Source organism: Polyangium sp. 6x1 (assembly GCF_029946515.1).
Taxonomy (GTDB): Bacteria; Myxococcota_A; Polyangia; order Polyangiales; family Polyangiaceae; genus Polyangium.
Genome location: NZ_JARZHH010000039.1, coordinates 25,317 through 45,087 on the forward strand (window position 1 = coordinate 25,317; position 19,771 = coordinate 45,087).

At 70.8% G+C, this 19,771-nt stretch carries 14 protein-coding genes; 10 read left to right on the forward strand and 4 right to left on the reverse strand.

From position 1 onward, the window contains the following. Positions 1–30: 30 nt before the first annotated feature. The 5 genes from QHF85_RS30520 to QHF85_RS30540 all read left to right on the forward strand — a co-directional run bounded on the left by QHF85_RS30520 (position 31) and on the right by QHF85_RS30540 (position 9,060). Complete coding sequence (locus QHF85_RS30520; RefSeq protein WP_281330883.1) at positions 31–1,467, forward strand: serine/threonine-protein kinase; 1,437 nt, start codon at positions 31–33, stop codon at positions 1,465–1,467. Between the two features lie 151 nt (positions 1,468–1,618). After that, on the forward strand, positions 1,619–4,483 hold the full coding sequence (locus QHF85_RS30525; RefSeq protein WP_281330884.1) for an MMPL family transporter: 2,865 nt from the start codon (positions 1,619–1,621) through the stop codon (positions 4,481–4,483). A gap of 17 nt (positions 4,484–4,500) precedes the next feature. After that, complete coding sequence (locus tag QHF85_RS30530) at positions 4,501–5,259, forward strand: outer membrane lipoprotein-sorting protein (RefSeq protein ID WP_281330885.1); 759 nt, start codon at positions 4,501–4,503, stop codon at positions 5,257–5,259. Positions 5,260–5,357: 98 nt separating this feature from the next. Continuing rightward, positions 5,358–7,115, forward strand: coding sequence for a hypothetical protein (locus QHF85_RS30535; RefSeq protein WP_281330886.1), 1,758 nt, complete (start codon positions 5,358–5,360; stop codon positions 7,113–7,115). A 40-nt stretch (positions 7,116–7,155) separates the two neighbouring features. Beyond that, complete coding sequence (locus tag QHF85_RS30540; protein WP_281330887.1) at positions 7,156–9,060, forward strand: hypothetical protein; 1,905 nt, start codon at positions 7,156–7,158, stop codon at positions 9,058–9,060. A 7-nt stretch (positions 9,061–9,067) separates the two neighbouring features. On the opposite strand, the gene QHF85_RS30545 is transcribed toward QHF85_RS30540, so the two are convergent. Genes QHF85_RS30545 through QHF85_RS30555 form a run of 3 tightly spaced genes read right to left on the reverse strand, consistent with a single transcriptional unit; the run spans position 9,068 to position 11,039 of the window. Continuing rightward, the gene (locus QHF85_RS30545; RefSeq protein WP_281330888.1) at positions 9,068–10,027 is read right to left on the reverse strand and encodes an oxygenase MpaB family protein; all 960 of its coding nucleotides are present in this window, start codon (positions 10,025–10,027) and stop codon (positions 9,068–9,070) included. A gap of 59 nt (positions 10,028–10,086) precedes the next feature. After that, complete coding sequence (locus QHF85_RS30550) at positions 10,087–10,884, reverse strand: hypothetical protein (protein WP_281330889.1); 798 nt, start codon at positions 10,882–10,884, stop codon at positions 10,087–10,089. Continuing rightward, on the reverse strand, positions 10,881–11,039 hold the full coding sequence (locus tag QHF85_RS30555) for a hypothetical protein (protein ID WP_281330890.1): 159 nt from the start codon (positions 11,037–11,039) through the stop codon (positions 10,881–10,883). Before QHF85_RS30555 ends, QHF85_RS30550 begins: the two co-directional genes overlap by 4 nt. Positions 11,040–11,214: 175 nt before the next feature. Here QHF85_RS30555 and QHF85_RS30560 point away from each other — a divergent pair, with 175 nt between their 5' ends. Next, entirely contained in the window at positions 11,215–12,981 is a 1,767-nt protein-coding gene (locus QHF85_RS30560) for a hypothetical protein (protein ID WP_281330891.1), read from the forward strand. Here the strand turns inward: QHF85_RS30560 and QHF85_RS30565 are convergent, their stop codons facing one another. Continuing rightward, positions 12,982–14,691 (reverse strand): HEAT repeat domain-containing protein, encoded by a 1,710-nt coding sequence (locus tag QHF85_RS30565; protein WP_281330892.1) that lies wholly within the window; start codon positions 14,689–14,691, stop codon positions 12,982–12,984. Positions 14,692–14,845: 154 nt separating this feature from the next. On the opposite strand from QHF85_RS30565, the gene QHF85_RS30570 reads away from it, so the two are divergent. The 4 genes from QHF85_RS30570 (at position 14,846) to QHF85_RS30585 (ending at position 19,768) form a co-directional block, all read left to right on the forward strand. Further along, positions 14,846–15,757: an XdhC/CoxI family protein gene (locus QHF85_RS30570; protein WP_281330893.1), complete on the forward strand. Its 912-nt coding sequence runs from the start codon at positions 14,846–14,848 to the stop codon at positions 15,755–15,757. Further along, entirely contained in the window at positions 15,754–16,380 is a 627-nt protein-coding gene (locus tag QHF85_RS30575; protein WP_281330894.1) for a nucleotidyltransferase family protein, read from the forward strand. Before QHF85_RS30570 ends, QHF85_RS30575 begins: the two co-directional genes overlap by 4 nt. Before the next feature lie 17 nt (positions 16,381–16,397). Further along, the gene (locus QHF85_RS30580; RefSeq protein ID WP_281330895.1) at positions 16,398–17,447 is read left to right on the forward strand and encodes an ADP-ribosylglycohydrolase family protein; all 1,050 of its coding nucleotides are present in this window, start codon (positions 16,398–16,400) and stop codon (positions 17,445–17,447) included. A 101-nt stretch (positions 17,448–17,548) separates the two neighbouring features. After that, on the forward strand, positions 17,549–19,768 hold the full coding sequence (locus tag QHF85_RS30585; protein WP_281330896.1) for a xanthine dehydrogenase family protein molybdopterin-binding subunit: 2,220 nt from the start codon (positions 17,549–17,551) through the stop codon (positions 19,766–19,768). Positions 19,769–19,771 lie beyond the last annotated feature (3 nt).

Genomic DNA, 19,771 nt, shown 5'->3' on the forward strand with positions numbered 1-19,771 from the left:
GTCGCCGCGGTGGTACGATGCGAGCCTCGCATGAAGGCCGGTGACCTGGTCGGCGGCAAATACCGCCTCGCTCGTAGGCTCGGCCAGGGCGCGATGGGCGTCGTCTGGGAGGCCGTGCACGAGATGACCTCCCGCCACGTCGCGGTGAAGCTCATCGTGAACGCGACCGACAACCTGCGGCGCCGCCTCCTGCGCGAGGCCCGCGCGGCCGGCCAGATCGCGCACCGGAACGTCGTCGAGGTCTACGACGTCGGCGAGACCGCCGAGGAAGATCCCTTCCTCGTCATGCAGCTCCTCTCGGGCGACACGCTGTATGCCTGCGTGAAGCGCGACGGGCGCATGGACGTCGCGCGCGCCTTGCCCATCGCGCGGGACATCGGCCGCGCGCTCGCCGCCGCGCACGCGCAGGGGATCATCCATCGGGATCTCAAGCCCGCGAACGTCTTCCTGCACCGCGAGCCGGACGCCCCGGACGAGCTCGTGAAGGTGCTCGATTTCGGCCTCTGCAAGCCGATGGGCGCCGACGAGATGCTCACCGCGCCCGGAGGCCTGCTCGGATCGCCCGCGTACATGAGCCCGGAGCAGATCGCCGGCGCGCCCGACCTCGATCCGCGTACGGACATCTGGTCGTACGGCGTGCTCATGTTCGAGCTCTTCGCGGGCCAGCGGCCGTTCGCGGGCCGCGGCCCGGATCTGATCCACGCGGTGCTCACGGCCCCGATCCCGCGGCTGCGCGACGTCGTGCCCGGCGTCGATCCGGCGCTCGACGAGATCGTCGCCGGGTGCATCGTACGAGACAAACGGGCGCGTTTCGCGTCGGCCGGGGAAATCGTGGCCCGGCTGGAGGCGCTCACCGAGAAGATACGAAGCGCAGCGGCGCAAGCGGCCTCGGAGGACGGGGACGAGGGCGGGCTCGCGGTCACGATGGTGTATCGGCCGGGGATGACGGGGCCGGCGTCGTCGAGCCACAAGGTGGCGAAGACGATTCCGCTCTCGGTGTTCACGGGAAACCCCGTGCCGGGCGCGCCGCCGCCGATGAAGGAGCCGCCGGCGCCGCCGCCCTCGTATCCGCAGGGCGCGCCGCCTTCGCAGCACGAGCCTCCGAAGAGCGTCCCGCAGAGCGGCTGGGGCGGCGGACAGCCCCAGGCCGCGCCGCTCGGCATGCCGGTCCCGCAAGGGACGGCGCCGCTCCAGCGTTTGCCCGAGGCGCAAAGGCCGGCGTGGGGCGCGCAGACCCCGCAGGCGCCGCCGCCAAGCTGGACGTCCATGACCGGGCAGAATCAGCCTGCGGTGCCCTACCCGCCCGCGCAGCCGGCGGCGCCGGAGCGACGCTGGATCGGCTTCGTGATCCTCGCGATCGGCGTGCTCGCGCTCGTCTCGGTCCTCGCGATCATCGGTTTGTCCGGGGGGCGCTCGTCGAAGCCGCCCGCGCCTCCGGCCCCCTCGGCCGCGCCGGCATCCCGCTGACACTTGCATTGCGATAGCAGCGCGATAACGCTGCATTGCATCAACCGCGTGTCGAGCCGCAAAGCGCACGTCTCGGACGTTTGCGCGCTTGACATCCCCCTTTGCCTTCGGTTTGCTCCGCGACCGCCCCGAAGCCAGGAAGTGCCTCTCAATGCAAGCCTTCGCACAACTCCTCGTTCGTCGAGCGACGGCGTGGACCATCGTCCTCACGGTCCTATTGCTCTCGCTCGCGAGCTTGTTTTTTGCGTCTCGGGTCGATCGCGACGACGACGTGCTCTCGTTTCTCCCCCGGGAAAACCCCGAGGTGGGCGTCTTCTACGACGTGAGCAAGCGATTCGGCAGCCTCGACATCGCGCTCGTCGGAATCAGCACGGATGACGCGCTCGCGCCCGCGTTCCTGACGCGCCTTCGGGACCTGACGAAACGTCTGAACGAGACGGACGGCGTGGGCTACGCGATGACGCTCACGAACGTGGACGATTTCGTGGCGGATCCGCAGAAGGGCGGCATCACGACCGATTACCTCATCGGCAAGATCCCCGAGACGCCCGAGGAGCGGGCGGCGCTGCGCGAGAAGGTGATGTCGCGGGATCACGTGGTGGGCAACCTGATCTCGGCGGACGGAAAGGCCACGCTCCTCTATTGCTTCGCCGGCTACGGGGCCGAGCCGAAGGTCGTGGCGCAGAAGGTCCGCACCGCGGTGGAAGAGGCATTTCCGCGCGAGGCGAAATACTGGGGCGGCGCGCCGTTCATTTCGACGTACATCTACGACGTCACGCAGGAGGACATGCGGAGGCTCGCGCCGTGGGCGGTGCTCGTCATCGTGCTCATCACGGTGCTCTCGTTCCGCGACTTCATCGGCGCCGGCCTCGCGCTGCTCTCCACGGGCCTCGGCATCGTGATGTCCCTCGGGCTCATGGGCGCGCTCGGCGTATCGGTGAACGTCGTGCTCGGCTCGCTGCCGGTCATTCTGTTCGCGCTCGGCAGCGCGTATGCCGTGCACATCCTCGCCCGGTATTACCCCGTCGCCCACGAGCAGAAGGACCCGGCGACGGCCCTCGTGCAGACGCTCTGTGAGGTGGGCCCGCCGGTCATCGCCAGCGGCCTGACGACGGTGGTCGGCCTTTTGTCCTTCCTCGTCATGGACATCGCGCCGCTGCGCACGTTCGGCATTTTCACGGCGCTCGGCATCCTGATCACGCTGATCCTCTCGCTCACGTTCGTGCCCGCGGTGATTTACCTCGTGCGGCTGAAGGGAAAGCCGGCCGCGGCGCAGGGCCCCGCGCGTTTCCACGTGTGGCTCACGACGCTGCCGCAGCGGCGACGGATGGCCCTCGGCGCGGCGCTCGCGGCCGTGGCGATCGCGAGCGGCGTTTACGTCGGCAAGGTCGACAGCCGCATGGACAACGCGGCGTTCTTCTCGAAGAACAGCCCGCCCGATCAGGCCGAGACGTTCCTGCGCGACCATTTCGGCGGCTCGCTGTTCCTGCAGATCCAGGTCGAAGGCGACATGACCGACCCGGTCGTGCTGCGCGAGCTCCGGGTCCTCTCCGATCGCATCGCGGACCTCCCGCACGTGAGCTCGGTGAACCACGTGGGCGCGGTCATCGCGCAGCTCAACGAGGCGATGGAGGGCGACCGCCGCATCCCGGACACGGCCGCCAAGGTGAAGCTGCTCTACGGCTTCCTCGAAGGGAAAAAGGCGGTCACGCAGCTCGTCACCGACGATCGGCAGAGGGCGCTCTTGCAGGTCAAGCTCGACACGAACCTCGCCGCCGAGACGGAGCCCCTGATCGAGCAGATCCGCGCAGTCACGAGCACGGCGATCGCCGCGACGTACGCGGTGGCCGAGGCGAAGGGGCCCCGAAAGGACGAGGTCGCGAAGCGGGCGCGGGTGCTCGTGACGAGCCGCATCGCCGCGATCGGCCGGCAATACGGGGTTTCCGTGCCCGAGGAGGCGAAGCTCGGCGAGCAGCTCGGGTCGGGCAAGGCGCCCGACGCGTCCGAGGCCGTGAAGGCGGCGCTCGCGCGGTTCCTCGGCTCCGAGGAGTGCAGCGTGGAGCTCGAAGGCCCCGAGGCGATCGACAAGGTCGCGGTCGCGCTCACGGCGCTCGGCCCGCGCCCGGAGGCGGCGAAGCTCACGGAGGCGCTCGCCGAGGCCACGGGCAAACCCACGAGCGACACGCTCGTGACCGACCTCGCCGACACGGTGGATCGCCCCCTCGAGGAGATCTGGCGCCGGAGCGAGGCGATGGCGCGCGCGAAGGAGCTCGTCGCCGCGGCGAAGATCACGGCACCCGAGGGGCCGAAGGGAGAGCGTTTCCATGCGGCCATTGCGATGGCGTTGATGGACCTCGACGTCCCGTCGGTCGCGCTCCCGCCGTCCGCGGGGGACGCGGCGCAGAAGCTCGGCATCTCGGTGACGGGCCTGCCGGTGATGCACGCGGGCCTGTCGCGGAGCGTCGAGTCGAACCAGTGGAAGAGCCTGTTCTTCGCGCTCGGCTGCGTGCTCCTGATCATGGCGGCGCTCTTCCGGTCGTTCTGGAGCGGCCTGCTCGGCATCCTGCCGATCATGCTGACGATGGCCGTCATCTACGGCGGCATGGGCCTCGTGGGCGTGCGGCTCGACATCGGCACGTCGATGCTGGCGAGCTTGATCATCGGGGCCGGCGTGGACTATGCGGTGCACCTGATGGTCGCTTGGAGCGCGCCGGACAAGTCCCCGCTGACGGAGTCGGCCACGACGGCCGCGCGGCAGACGGGCCCTGCGATCTGGGTGAACGCCCTCATGGTCGCGGCGGGTTTCTTCGTGCTCACCCTCGGCGACGCGCGTCCGCTACAGAACGTCGGAGGCCTGACAGCCGCGGCGATGGTCACGGCCGCCCTCGCGACCATGCTGGTGATCCCTCTCTTTGCCCGCAAAACGCGGTACTACGGCGATGGATCTAGAATAGCTTCCGCCGTTGCCTCGTCCGAGGCGTCGGACGCAGTTCTCGACACGAGCACGAGCCCCTGAACGTAACGAGGTTCGAGATGAGCAGAATCTTCCGTGGTTGGCTTTCCGCCTCTGCCCCCCTCCTCGCCGCCGCCCTGATGTGGGCGGGCCACGCGAGCGCCGATGCCCCGGGCGACAAGGCCCTGAAGGGGATGGATGAGGCGATGAACCGCGCCAAGACCCAGTACTACGAGTACGAGGTCGTGAACCAGGAGCCCGGCAAGGCCGAGAAAAAAATGGCGCTCAAGGTCTGGATCAAGGGCGAGAAGCGCCTCACGGAGTTCACCGCTCCGGCCGACATGAAGGGGACCAAGGTCCTCATCCTCTCGCCCACGCAGATGTACGTGTACCTGCCGGCGTTCGGGAAGATCCGCCGCATCGCCAGCCACGTGACCGACCAGGGCTTCATGGGGCTCGCCTTCAGCCAGGACGACCTCGCCAATCAGATGTACGCGCCGCTCTACGACGCCCAGGTCGCCTCCGACGCGGCCGCCGAGATGAAGCTCGTGGCCACGGCGAAGGCGGGGCAAACGGTCCCCCACGGCAAGATCGAGTTCAAGGTCGCGAAGGACAAGAACCTGCCGACGGAGATCAAGTACTTCAACGCGGCCGGCAACCACGTGAAGACCGAGACGCGCACGACCTACGACTGCCAGGGTAATGTCTGCAGCCCGCAGGAGCTCAAGATGGTCGACCACACGAAGGGCGGCCACTTCACGAAGATGATCCGCAAGGCGTGGAAGGTGAACGAGGAGCTGAGCGACGACCTCTTCTCGAAGCGCAGCCTCGAAAAGTAGATTTCGCCCCGCCCGAGATAGAGTAGATACGCGCGCCGCCTCCTCCCACCCCGGGACGGGCGGCGCGACGCATTTCAAAGACCCGAGGAAAAACCAGCATGTACCGCCACGTCCGCCGGGGCAGCGCGACCGTCTGCGCCCTCGCCCTCCTGCTCGGCACAGCGACGAGCGCCCAAGCCGACGAGCTCGAGCTCGACTGGAGCGGCCGCATCCAGAGCGACCTGCGCTTCCGCATGCAGCCCGTGGGCGTGGGCGACTGGTATTCGCGGCAAGAGCTGCCGGCGGGCGTCGAGCGCAACTGGAATACGCTCGGCCTGAAGCTCGACGCGAATTACGGGCGGTTCCACGGCGTCGCGGCGGTCGATTTCGTGTGGAGCGGCTATCCCGAGCGAATGACGGCGATCGGTGACCTCTCGCGGATCGAGAAGGCCGACCCGTATCGCATCGAGGCGCGCTCGATCTACATGGAGGCCGAAGGCCTCTTCGTGAAGGGGCTCGACCTGCGCATCGGCCAGCAGGTCGTCTCCTGGGGCGTCGGCGATCAGTTCAACCCGACGAACAACCTGAACTCCGATGATCTGCGCGATCCGCTGCTCTTCGGTCGGCAAATCGCCAACTTCATGGTGAAGGCCGATTACTGGATCTCGGAGGAATGGTCGATCTCCGGCGTTCTCGTGCCGATCTTCAAGCCCGCGATGCTGCCGCTCTCGGGCTCGCTCGCGGTGGCGCAGCTCGATCGATTGCCGTTCGTCTCGGATTCGCTCCGGCAGCGCGTGGTCGCCGAGCAGGCCGCGGCGCAGACGCTGTTCGGCCATCCGACGGTCATCGGCAACGTGACGCCCGTCATGCCCGAGCCGGCGTTCGACAACATGCAGGTCGCCTACCGGATCGCGGGCACGATCAAGGAGCACGACATCGCGCTGTCGTATTACAACGGCCGCACGGATTTCCCGCAGCCGCGGAGCAACCACACACGCCAGGCCCTCGGGAAGCGCTGTAACCCGAACGATGCGAATGATTGCGTCGAAGGTGTCCTGCTCACCGACGTGACGCTCGAGTATCCGCGGATGCACGTCTACGGTCTGAACGCCACGGGCGAGGTGAACCCGTTCAAGTGGATCTCGGACGAGATCAACGGAATCGGGTATCGCTTCGAAGGCGCGCTCGTGGTGCCGCAGAGCCAGTCGATCCGGCTGACAAACGACGAGCTCGCGCTCGGGATCCCGCAAGCCGCCGGCGAATACGATTACGACGGCGACGGGCGGCCCGGCGGGCCCGGTGGGCGGCAGCCGCTCGTGGTGGACGACACGCCGTTCCTGAAATGGGTGCTCGGCCTCGATTACACGTTCGGCGAGCACGTGTACGTGAACGCGATGTGGGTGCACGGGCTCGTGGACGAGTACGGCGCGGGCGACTGGATCAAGGAAGGGTATGCGGTCCGGCAGAGCGGCACGATCGAGGGATCGAACGTGCTCGCCTGCGCGCTCTCGAAGAACGGGCAGACGTGCTCGCGCGAGATTTTGCGGCCGCGGCTCGGCGATTACGTGGTGCTCGGGGCCGATTTCAAGTTCGCGAACCAGGCGGGCATGTTCCGGCTGTTCACGATCCTCGACGCGACGCCGCTCGTCGAGGAGACGTGGGACGACGAGCAGGGCAAGCGCGTGAAGAGGACGATCTCGCCGCTCAGCGCCGAAGGCTTCTCGATGGTCATCTTCCCGGAGCTCGATTACAACTTCGGCAATGGCCTGGAGCTCGCGGCGGGGGCCCTGCTCCAGCTCGGCAAGCCCTACACGAAGTTCGGCTCCCCGGAGACGGGCGGGTCGACCGTGTTCACCAGAGCGAAGTACAGCTTCTAGAATATTGCGTCCCGGCTTTCCGCCGCGGTAAGTGTGGGCCATGCTGCGGATTGGGGCCTTCGTCGCGCTCGTGGCGCTCGCCGGTTGTGGTGAGCCCGGTGGGCGTGCCTCGCCGATCACGGCAGCCCGCGGGCTCGCCGCGACGGCGCTGCCCAGAGCCTCCGCCGCAGCGTTCGTCCCGACGAACGATCCGCCGCCGGTGATCGAGACGTGCGCGGACTCGCCCGCGTTCGCGCTGTTCGTCTCGCCGCGCAAGCCGCGCCCCGGGCGGCCGCTCCGGATCGTCGCGGTCGCCGACGAGGCGAGCGCAGGGGCGCTCGTGGTGCAGGTGGGAGGAAAAACGGTCGCGCGCGCGGATGAGCGGCGCGGCGCAGGGCCGTACTTCTGGAACGTGACCGTGCCCGCGCCCGAGGCGGGGACGCTGCGCGTGGTGCTCGCCGAGGCGCAAACGGCGCGCGCGTGCAAGGACGTGACGATCGACGACACGGACGAAGCGCCGCGGGCCGCGCGCGGGATGTGGCCGGTCTCCGGGGCGTGGGGGAAGGCGACGGAGAACCTGTACGCGGCGTGGATCGAGGCGCTCTTCGACGCGCCGTTCGGCGAGCCGCTCACGTTCCCGGCGCTGCACGAGGCGATCCGCGATCCGAAGCGAAATTTGCTGCACGACCACCTCGGCCGCGGAGAGGACGATGCGGGGGACGACGCGCCGGTGCTCGATCCGGACTGCGCGGATCTCCCGTACGCGCTCCGGGCTTACTTTGCGTTCAAAATGGAGCTCCCGTTCGCGTACTCGTCGTGCACGCGCGGCGGCGGCGGGCGAGCGCCGTTCTGCAAGCGGCCGCGATCGAGCCTCGAATGGCCGCAGCACGTGCGCACGGATCCGATGGCGGGCTTCGCGGAGTTCGTGCGCACGACGCTGGCGGACACGGTGCACTCGGGGACGGGGCGGACCGCGGGCGACGACGACGAGACCGATTTTTACCCGGTTCGTCTCGACGAACGATCGCTCCGGCCGGGGACGATCTACGCGGATCCGTACGGGCACGTGCTCGTCGTGGTGAAGCGGGTGCCGCAGACGAACGAGCGGGCGGGGATGCTGCTCGCGGTGGACGGGCAGCCGGACGGGACGGTGGCGCGGCGGCGGTACTGGCGCGGCAACTTTCTCTTCGCGCTCGATCCTTCGCTCGGGAGCCCGGGCTTCAAGCGGTTCCGGCCGCTCGTGGTGGAGCGCGGGGCGCTGCGCACGCTGTCGAACCAGGAGATCGCCGCGCACCCGGACCACGGCGATCACGCGATGGAGCAGTACGAGCACGGCGTGGAGGGGTTTTACGATCGGGTCGACGACGTGCTCTCGCCGCTGCCACTCGATCCGCAGCGCGCCTTGATCGAGACGATCGACGCGCTGGAGGAGCAGGTGAAGGGGCGCGTCGTGTCCGTGGAGAACGGGCGGAAATACCGGCAAGGCGGCGGCAAATCGGTCGAGATGCCGGACGGGGCGAGCATCTTCGAGACGGTGGGGCCGTGGGAGGATTTCTCCACGCCGTCGCGGGATCTGCGGCTGCTCGTGGCGATCGACGTGGCGCGCGCGCTGCCGGCGCGCGTGGAGCGGAGGCCGGAGCGATACGCGATGCCGCCGGGGAAGACGGCGGCCGAGGTGCGCGCGGAGCTCGACGCGACGCTCGCGCGAGAGCTCGAAGCGCGGCGTTTTTCGTACGTGCGGAGCGATGGATCGTCGTTCTCGCTCTCGCTCGCGGACGTGGTCTCGCGCGCCGAGTCGCTGGAGGTCGGGTACAACCCGAACGATTGCCCCGAGGTGCGCTGGGGCGCGAAGGAGGGCTCGGACGAGGCGTCGACGTGCAAGATGCGGGCGCCGTGGAAGCAGGCCTCGCGCATGCGCAAGGTGCGAACCTGGTTCAAGGAGCGAAGGCGGCCGGCGCGCGGGTAGCGCAGGACTAGAGGACGGCCGCGCGGCTCATGCGCAAGAGAAGTTTGAGCAGAAAGGGTCGACCGGTGTCGGGCTCACGGACGTAGGCGTCGCCGGCGGCGAGGCGGCGCTCGGCCGCGGTGTAGGCGGGGACGTGGCGGAGCCGCGCGGGGATGCGCGGATAAGCGCGGCGAATCGCGTGGATCGAGGCGTCGACGCGCCCGAGCTCGCGAGGCCCGAACGCGAGGCCAAACCCTTCGCGCAGCGACGCGGGAAGGAGCGACGCGGTCATCATCGTGTACCAGCGCCAGGCGAGGCCGAGCGCGGGGTGCGGCGGCGCGAGCAGGTAATCCGCGAGCTCTCGCGCGGGAGGCGTGACGACGATCGCGCCCGAGCGGACCGTGTCGTCGAAGGAGCGCTCGAACGCGGCGTACGAGTCGGGCAGGTCGTGCTCTTCGAGGCCGAAGAGGAGCGCGAAGCGCCGCGACTCCGCGTAATACTCGTCCTTCACGTGCTCTTCGAGCGGCTCGATGACGAGCTCGTAGGCGCGCACCGCGTTGAGGATCAAGGTCGTGAAGACCCAGCGCAGCGCGCCCTCGTCGTTCGCCTGGTAACGCGCGCCCGCGGGCCACGAACCCGCCGGCGCGGTGATCACGCCGGTCACGCGCTCGTGGATCGTGTGGACGGCCCGCGCCGAACGGAGGGCTCGATCGAGCGGGCCGAAGATCATCGCGTAGACGTTCTCGAAGGTGCGCAGGAAGCGGCCGAACGTGTCCTCGCGCGTGACCGAGTGCTCCGAGACGCCGTACGCGACGAAGGGATGCGCGAGCTGCTCGAGCGCGGCCGCGCCGCCGGCGAGGAAGACGACGCCCTCGCGCGCGATGTGCCAGGTCCGGCTCGCGGGACCGAACAGGCCCACGCGCGGCTCGATGACCGAGCCCTTCACGAGGTCGAGGCAACGCTCGAGATCTGCCCTCGTCACCGTCATGGGTCCCCTCCTCGTCGTGATGCGGCGGAAAGCGGGGAGATGCTAGCTTTTTCCGAGGACTAACGTCGGTCTTCGAAGGGCTTGCAGCCGATGGCCGCCCCGGTCGTTCGCGCCTCCGTTCGCGCTGTATCGAGCGCCTCGGTGAGGCGCTTGCGATGCACGGGCGGGAGCGAGGCGTCGGCGAGATCGGCGCGGAGCCGCACGGCGAGCTCGAGCTGGAGGTCGTAGGTCTTCTGCAGCTCGCGCGCGTGCTGGTCTCGATCCTTGCCCCGCGCGCTCTCCGCCCTCGACTTGCCGAGCGCGATCTCCGTGAAGAGCGCCGAGGTGTCGCGCGGCGGGTAGTAGACGTAGAGGCCCTGGCATCGATCGGCGCGCGGGCCGATGAGCACGTGCGCCTGCCGGCCGCCCGCGGTCTTGCGACGCTCGTCCTGATCGCCGAGGAAAGCGATCTTGTAGTTGCGCACCGAGGCCCCGACGATCGAGCTGTAGCCGGGCCCGTCGGCGTCCGCCTTGCTCGGCAGCTCGATCCCCACGAAGGCCTTCTCCAGGCACGCGCGGAACGGGCCGGTGTCGCTCTCGCTCCGGCTCTCGCCCGTCGGATCGAGCGCGGTGACACGGGCGCTCTCGATGACCTCGGAGCCCGAGATTTCGAGCTCGACCGTGGCCATGTACTCGCCCTGGAAGCCCGAGGCCTCGTACTCGTTCTCCCAGCACGCCACGACGGGCCGGAGGTGCCCCGGGGTCGCCGCGGCGACGAGCTCCGCCGCGAGATCTTTTTGCGAGGCGCAACCGAAGAGCCCGCTCACGAGCGCGACCGACACGGCCGCGAAGGGCGCGCGCGCGAGCACGTGGTTCACGGCGAACGCCCTTCCTTCTTCGCGCCGCCGCCGCCGTCCTCTTTGAGGATGGTGCTTTGGATGACGCCGTAGTCGGGGTACTGCCGGGTCGCCTCGCGGACGCCGATGTAGCGGATCGTTGTGGCCGCGTTGCGATCGTCGTAATGCTTGGCCATGTCGAGCTCCCGCTGGCACCCGAGCAGGGCAAGCGGAAGAAGGCACGTGGGCCATGTCGATCGAGGGAAGCGACCACTCCGACCCATCACGCGGCGACCCTAGCAGATTTTCCCACGAGCGAACGAGCCTCGTCGTAGACGACGGGTCGCTCCGGCAACTAGGCTGAGGACACCGGTGGAAACGCTTGCGGATCGGATTGCACGTGACGGCCCGTTGAACGAGCTCGACGCCGTCGGCTGGACCATCCGGCTCACGAAGAAGCTCGAGGCGCTGCATTCGCGCGGGCAGGCGCACGGCGGCGTCTCGCCCGCGGCCGTGAAGACGGCGGCCGTTCCGCGCACCTCGCTCGGGATGCTCGTCGCCGGCGCCGCTGCGCCGAGCCGGATCGACTTCCACTCGCCGGAGCGGATCCTCAAAGGAACCGCAGCGCTCGCCGACGATACGTGGGCCGCGGCCGCGACGCTCTACATGCTCCTCACGGGCACGAGCCCCTTCCACACGAGCGACGAGGACGGCATCCGGCAGAAGATCGTGTCGACGTCTCCCTCGCCGCTGTCGGTGTTCGACGTCGGCGACGACGACCTGCAACACATCCTCGACGCCGCGTTCGAACGCGACGCGACCCGCCGCGCCTCGGCGATCACCGCGCTCCGGCAAGCGCTCGAGTCGTGGCACCCGGATCCCACGGTGAAAGATCTCCCGGCGCTCGCCGACGATCAGCCGGAAGAGGACGACGACGACGCACGCACGGTCATGCGGCAGATGCCCGCGATGCAGGCGGTGGCGCGCGCGGCGCTGTCGAAGCGCGAACCCGGCCCGGCGCCGCCCACGCGCGCGTCGGCCCAGACGGTGCCCAACATGCCGGCGGTCACCACCGCGCTCGCAGCCGCGACGGTGCCCGGCGCGCCGCTGCCGAAGGCGCACGATCTGCTGGAGGACGACGACGAGAACGCGAAGACGTCGCTCATGAAGGTGCCGATGGTGCCGATGCGAAGGCCGGCGCCGCCCGCGACGAACGTTGGTCCCGCCGCGCCCACCTCCGCGAGCGGTCCCGCGTCGGCCGGCGCGCGTCCGGTCGTTCCGCAGGTGGGACCCGCGTTCGGCATGATGGGCCGCGCGCCCGGAGGCCCCGCCGCGCGCGCAGCGACGCGCCCGGCCGCGGTCGGCGCGCGCCCCGATGCGCCCGCTGCGTCCTCCAAGACACCCCTCGCGCCGCCGGTGGGCGGCATCTCCCGCGAGGCGGTGATCGACGACGGCGACGACGAAGAAGCCACGGTGATGCGCGAGGCGCCGATCGAGCTGCTCATGCAGACGACGAACGACGCCGCCGGGGAGGCCGATCGCGCGACGCCGGTGAACCCCATCTCGGCCGAGGTCGCCGCGGCCGCCGCGGGTCCGGCCCTGCGCGACGAACCCACGCCGCCCGCGCGGTACGACATCGACGACGAGGCGACGGTGATGCGCGAGACGCCCGCGCCGGCGCCCGCGCTCGATCCCGCGCCCGAAGTGCGCGCGCCCGAGCCGACGATGCTGCTGCCGGAGGAGAGCTCGTCGACGTCGCTGCCCACGAACCTCGCCGACATGGCCCCGCCGCAGCAGCAGCACCATTCACTCCCGGATCTGTTCGGGAGCGTCGCCGACGAGCGCCCGCCGCTCTCGCCGGAGCAAGCGATGCGCGCGGCCGCGATGCCCCAGCCGTCGCCGTTCGCCGTCGCGCGGGAGAGCGCGCCCTCGCCGCGCGTCACGCCGCCCCCGCCGATGGCGATGCAGCGGGAGAGCGCGCCTTCGCCGCGCTTCACGCCGTCCCCGCCGATGGCGATGCAACCGGCGCAGCCCGCGCCGCCGCCGAGCGCCGCGAAGGGCTTGCTCCTCGGCATGCTGATCGCGCTCGTGCTGCTCGTCGTGGGCGCCGGCGTCTACTTCACGCTGCTGAAGAAGTGATCACCGCCGGCCCGGAGCGCGGGGCCTTCCCCGGCGCTCCGGCTCGCGCGGCGAGCTCGGCCCGCGGCCGAAATCGCGCTCGTTTCTCCGTCGAGAATTGATGAGGAGCTGCAGCTCCGCGTCGAAGCCGCCCATGTCGAGGCGCTGCACGAACGCGCGTTCGAGCCCGAGCTCCCGCGCAGCGCGCGCGCTCTGCGCGGGCAGAGGCGAGATCCACGCGATGCGGCCGCCCGGCTCGAGGACCTCCGCGACGTGCGCGAGAAACCGATCGAAGAACTCGTGGAGGTCGATCCCACGCAAGACGCGCCGTCCCATCGGCGGGTTCGTCAGGACGACCGTCGGCGGCGCGCCGCGCGGGACGAACGAGAGGGCGTCGCCCCGCGCGAGCACCGCATCCTCGATGCCGACGGCCGCGAGGTTCTGGCGGGCCGCTTCGAGCGCGGCGGCGGACATGTCCGTGCCGAGCAGGCGCGCGTAGGGCCCGGCGAGCACACGCTCGCAGAGCTCGGTGCCCGAACCGACGAACGGATCCCAGACGACGTCGTCGGCATGGACGCCCGCGACCCGCACGAGCGCGGCGGCGATCGTCGGGTGCGAGGCGGCGGGCACGTCGCGCTCGCGGTAGGTGAAGCGAGGATCCTCGACGCGCGGGCAGAGCTCGACCTCGATCGCCTGGCGATCCGGCAGCTCGTGCACGAGCGCCTCCCACGTGCTCTCGGTCGGGTCGTTGACGAGCTTCGGGTTCGCCGCGGCGATCGCCTCGGCCGCGCGCCAGATGCTCGCGCGACGCTTGCCGCCGCCGGCCCAGGCGATCCGGAAGCGGATGGGGCCGGACGTGAAGTGTTCGAGCAACCGGAGGGCCTCGGGCGACGTGAGCGCGCGCGAGAGGGCCTCGGCGACGTCGCCCGCGGGATCGAGCGGCACGGGCGGGAGCGGGAAGCCGAAGGAGAGCATGGTCCTCGCCTCGAAGAGGCGCTCGGGAGGGCCGACGAGCGTGACGAGGACGCGATCTTCGCGGCCGTCCGGCGCGAGGCGGGGCGCGAGCCGCAGGTCGATCTCCTGGCGCAGGATCGGGGCGAGCCCCGCGCGGCAGTGGAGCGCGACGGGCACGGGAGACGGCGCGGGCTTGTGGACCTCGAACGTCGACGGGACCTCGCGGCCCGCGGTCCTCTGCGCCATGAGCGAGGCCTTCGCCGCCCTGCGCGCGAGGAGCTCGTCGTCGCCCGTGTCGAGCTCCCGGAGCGCGCGGGCGGCTTCGTCGCCGCCGGTCTTGCCGAGCGCTGCGGCGAGCGCGCGCCGCGCGGAAGCGTCTTTCTCCGCGGCGAGCGCGGCCGCGAGCGCGGCGGACACCTCGGGGCCACGGAGCTTGCCGAGCGCGTTCGCCGCGAAGCGACGCGCCCGCGGATCTGCGTCGCCGAGCGCGCCGATCAGGAACGCCGACAGCTCGGGCTCGGCGTGCTCGGCTGCGACCTTCCCGACGAACGCGACGAGCCGCGCGCGAGGTTTCGTCTCGGCCGTGCGCGCGCGCTCCATCGCGGCACGCGCGGCCTCCATGCCGAGGCGCAGAAGCGATCGTTCCGCGTCGTCCGTGCGCTCTCCCTCCTCCGCGACGAGCTCGACCAGCGCGGCCGCGTCGCTCCGGCGCGGCGAGAAGCCGGGGTCACGGATCGCCTCTTCCAGACGGAAATCCGGGGTTCTGCGCGCCGTCATGTCCTGGCCTCGCTCGCCCTGTGTGCGCTCGCTGCCGCCTCGACTCGCCGTTCGTCCACGGCGCGAGGATACGGCGCGCGTGCCCTTTCGCCACTGCTTCGGGCGCGGGACGCCTTTCGCGACTCCGGTTCCGCCGCTACACTCGGCGTATCCGGTGCTCGACGTATCCACGGTCATCCCTCGCACCGCGCCTCCGCCCGAGGTGCTGCGGGCCGCGCTCGACGCGCTCGAGCGCGGCGAACGTGTCGTCGTCGCCACCGTGATCGCCCGGCAGGGCTCCGCGCCTTGCACGCCCGGCCAGAAGCTCGCGCTCTTCCAGGCCGGCGCGGCGATCGGGACCGTCGGGGGCGGCGCCGTCGAGCGCTCGGTCCTCGCGGCGATGGCCGCGACGCTCACCGCGGCCGCGCCTGCCCCGCGCGTCGACACCTTCCGCCTCGGGCCCTCGCTCGGCATGTGCTGCGGCGGCTCCGCCGAAATCCTCATCGAGCCCCTCTCCCCCGACCTCTCGGTGCTCGTCGTCGGCGCCGGGCACGTTGGTGTCTACCTCGCGCCGCTGCTCGCCTCGCTCGGGTTCGGCGTGACGCTTTGCGATGCGCGCGCGGTCGCGGCCGATCCCGCGCGTTTGCCGAGGCCATCCGGCGACCCCGAGGGCGCGGCCGCGCCTCGCTTGCGCCTCCTCCAGGCCGATCACGACGACCCCGAGGTCCGCGCCTCGCTCCCCGCGGATCTCGGCCGCTCTGCCGCGCTCGTCATGACGCACGATCATCAGCTCGATCAGGCTGCGATCGAGTGGGCCCTCGGCGTTGGCTTTGCGTTCGTCGGCGGCGTCGGCAGCCGCGCGAAGGCGGCCCGGACCCGCGCGCGGCTCGAGGCGAAGGGCGTCGCGGCGGCCGACATCGCGCGCGTCCGCATGCCGCTCGGCGTAGACGTGGGCGCGCGCCTCCCCGCGGAGATCGGCGTCGCGATCGCGGCCGAGCTCGTGTCGTGGCGCGCAAACGTCTCCGGCGCGCGCCGCGGCGCGCGGGGCCATGCGCACGAGGACGTCGAAAAGGAACAGGACGCATGACGAACACCGTGACGATCGTGCTCGCGGCCGGGAAAGGCATGCGCCTCGGCGGGCCCAAGGCGCTGCTCCTCTGGCCCGGATCGCCCGGGCAGAAGCGGCCGCTCGCGATCGCGCATGCCGAGGCCCGCCTCGCGGCCGAGTCCTCGCGCGTCGTCGTCGTCGCGCGCAAGCCCATCGTGCAGGCGCTCATCCCGTTCGTCCGCCCGGGCCTCGACCTCCTCGTCTCCGACGCGGACGACGAGCTCGGCCCCGCGGGCTCAATCGCCACGGCCGTGCAGCGCGTCGCCGCGAACGATCGCGTGCTCGTCTGCCCCGTCGACACGTTGCCCGCGCGCGCGTCGACGACGGCGGCCTTGCTCGGGGCCCTCGGCGCGGACGGCGCGCCTCCGCTCGCGACGCGCCCGCGGTACGGCGGCCGCGCGGGGCACCCCGTGGCGCTGCAAGGCCGCGCGCTCGATCGGTATCGCCAGCCGAACCCGCCTCCGCTGCGAGATCACCTCCACGTGCTCGGCGGCGACCTTCGCGACGTCGACGTCGACGATGCCGACGTGCTCGTGGACATCAACACGCCCGCCGAGGCGATGCGGTACCTGCGCGCGCCGCCCACGTTCCTCGGCGACTAGACCGGAAAGGAGCCCTCGTGGACGAGACACGGCTTGCGACTGGATCCCGGCGCGCGTGGGCGCGCGGCACCTTGCTCGGGCTCGCGGTGGGCGACGCGCTCGGCACCACGCTCGAGTTCCAGGCGCGCGAGGCGCCGCCGTTCCCCGAGCTCGCGAAAGGCCCGCACACCGACGTCACGGGCGGCGGACCGTTCGGCGTCGCCCCCGGGCAAGTCACCGACGACACGCAGATGGCCACGTGCCTCGCGCTCAGCTTGAAGGAGCACGGCCGGTTTCACGCGGCCGACGTGGCGGCGCGTTACGTCGCGTGGGTCGAGCACGCCTTCGACATCGGCAACCTCACGCACGCCTCGCTCTCCATGATCGCGCGCGGCGTCTCCCTCGGCGAAGCCTCGCGTCGCGCCTGGATCCACTCCGAGCGCAGGACCGCGGGCAACGGCTCGCTCATGCGGATCGCGCCGATCGGCGTCGCGCTCGCGAACGCCCCGGAAGCGCGCCGCATGGCCGCGCTCGCCGACAGCGCGATCACCCACTACGACCCGCGTTGCCGCATCACGTGCGCCGCGCTCTGCGCCGCGATCGCCGCGGCCGGCGCGGGACAAACCTCGGCGACGGACATGTTCGAGACGATACGCGCCGAGGTCGAAGCGGCTGCCGCCACGCTCATCGACATCGTCCCGAGCGACGGTCGTGACGTCGAGGCTGCGCGCGACGCGCTGCGCTGGGATCTCGAGGTCGCCGTTCGGGACGATCCCGAGCTCTACGGCCCGGAGATTCACCTCCATCGCCAGCAAGGGTTCGTCCGCGTGGCGTTCCGCCTCGCGCTCTGGGAGCTCCTGCATGCTCCGTCGTACGAGGCCGCGCTGATCGACGCCGTCAACCGTGGTGGCGACGCTGACACGAACGGCGCCATCACGGGCGCGCTCCTCGGCGCTCGCTTCGGCGAAGACGCGATCCCGGCCGCGTGGCGCGCGCGTGTCCTCGGCGCGCTCGAGGACGCCCCTCCGAGCGCGCTGCGGGATCTCTACCATCCGCGCCGTCTGGTCGAGCTCGCCGATACCGTCTGAGAGCGTTCTCCATCGCCGCGATCCGCGGTATCGTGTCGCCTGCGATGACGACCGCCGCGCAAAACGCTTCGTCTGCCCGCCCTCCCTTCATCGGGACCAACGTGCCGCGCACCGATGGTGCGTCCAAGGTGACGGGGCGCGCCGCGTACGTCGACGACCTCCCTCGCGAGCCTGGTGAGCTCTTCGGCGCCACCGTCCGCAGCCCCGTCCCGCGCGCCCGCCTCCGCGGCATCACGCTCGATCCCGCGTTCGACTGGAGCGACGTCACCGTCGTACGCGCCTCGGATCTCGCGGTGAACGAGGTCCAGTGCATCTCGGCCGAGCAGCCCATCCTCGCGGCCGATCAGATCCGCCACGCCTACGAGCCCGTCGCCCTCCTCGCGTGCGCGGACAAACGCAAGCTCGCGCAGGCCGTGCGCGCCGTGAAGCTCGACCTCGAGCCGCTCACGCCCGTCCTCGACCCCGAGCAATCTCTCGCGAAGGTCGACGTCATCTGGGGCGACGACAACGTCCACAAGCGCTTCTCCATCACGAAGGGCCGCGCCGATCTCCCCGATCCGGCCGCGAGCGCCGCCGCGATCGACGCCGCGATCGCGAACTGCGAGGTCGTCGTCCGCGGCCGCTACACGACGCACCACCAGGAGCAGCTCTACATCGAGCCGCAGGGCGTGATCGCCCGCTGGGACGACAAGGGCGTCCACGTCACCGGCTCCCTCCAGTGCCCTTATTACGTGCACAAAGCGCTCCTCCACGGCTTCGAGCTCGCCGCCGATCGCGTGCACGTCACGCAGGCCGTCACGGGCGGCGGGTTCGGCGGCAAGGAGGAGTATCCCTCGGTGATCGCCCTCCACGCGGCCCTCCTCGCGCAGAAGAGCGGCAAGCCCGTGCGCATGATCTACGACCGCAAGGAGGACATCGAGGCGACCACCAAGCGCCACCCGGCCATCTGCGAGATCGTCTCCGGCTGCGATCGCGACGGCACCCTCCGCGCGCTCTCCATCCGCATCCTCATGGACGGCGGCGCCTACATGACGCTCACGCCCGTCGTCCTCTCGCGCGGCGCCCTCCACGCCGCCGGCGTCTACCGCTGGGACGACGTGCGCATCGACGCCATCGCCGTCGCCACGAACACCCCGCCGAACGGCGCCTTCCGCGGCTTCGGCGCGCCCCAGACCATCTGGGCGATCGAGCGGCACCTCGACCGCGTCGCGCAGGAGCTCGGCCGCGACCCGATGGACCTCAAGGCGCAGAACATGCTGCGCGAGGGCGACACCACGGCCACGGGCCAGATCCTCCGCGGCTCCGTCGGCGTCGCCGAGTGCCTGGAGAAAGCCCTCGCCGCGAGCGAGTACCACGAGAAACGGAAGAACCCCCCGGCCGTCCGCGGCCGCGTCGCGCGGGGCATCGGCGCGAGCGTCTTCATGCACGGCGCCGGCTTCACCGGCTCGGGCGAGAAGCACCTCAAGGGCCGCGTCGCCGTGGATCTCCTGCCCGGCGGGCGCCTGCGCATCCGCACCGCCTCGACCGACATCGGCCAGGGCACCGAGACCGTCTTCCGCCAGATCGCGGCCGACGCGACGGGCCTTCACCTCGCGGACATCGACTTCGCCGTTCCTTCGACCTCGTACGTTCCCGACTCTGGCCCCACGGTCGCATCGCGCACCGTCATGGTCGTCGGCGGCATCGTCGAGCGCGCCGCGCGGGAGGTGGCCGCGCGCGTCCGCGCCGAGCAGGAGGCGGGCGGGGGCGACTTCGTCACGGCCGCCGATCGTTTGCTCACCAAGGAACGCGAGGTCACGGCGCTCGTGCAGTACGAGCACCCCGGCTGGGTCGCCTGGGACGACGGCACGTACAAGGGCGACGCGTATCCCGTGTACGGCTACGCGTGCGACGTGGCCGAGGTCGAGGTCGATCTCGACACGCTGGAGGTCACGGTCACGGGCTTCTGGTCCGCGACGGACGTCGGCAAGGCGATCCACCCCGTCATGTGCAAGGGCCAGATCGAGGGCGGCAGCCTCCAGGCGATCGGCTGGGCGCTCTGGGAGGACGTCGTCTGGAAGAACGGCCTCATCCAGAACCCGCGCATGACGAACTACATCATCCCGACCGCGCTCGACGCGCCGCCCATGCACGTCGACCTCGTCGAAGCTCCGTACGCGTACGGCCCCGGCGGCGGCGCCAAGGGCGTCGGCGAGCTGCCCATGGACGGCGGCGCGCCCGCAATCGCCGCGGCCGTCGAGCACGCGACGGGAATTTTCGCGCGCGATCTCCCGCTCTTGCCGGAGAAGCTGCTCGAGCTCCAGACCACGCGCAAAGGCTGAAAC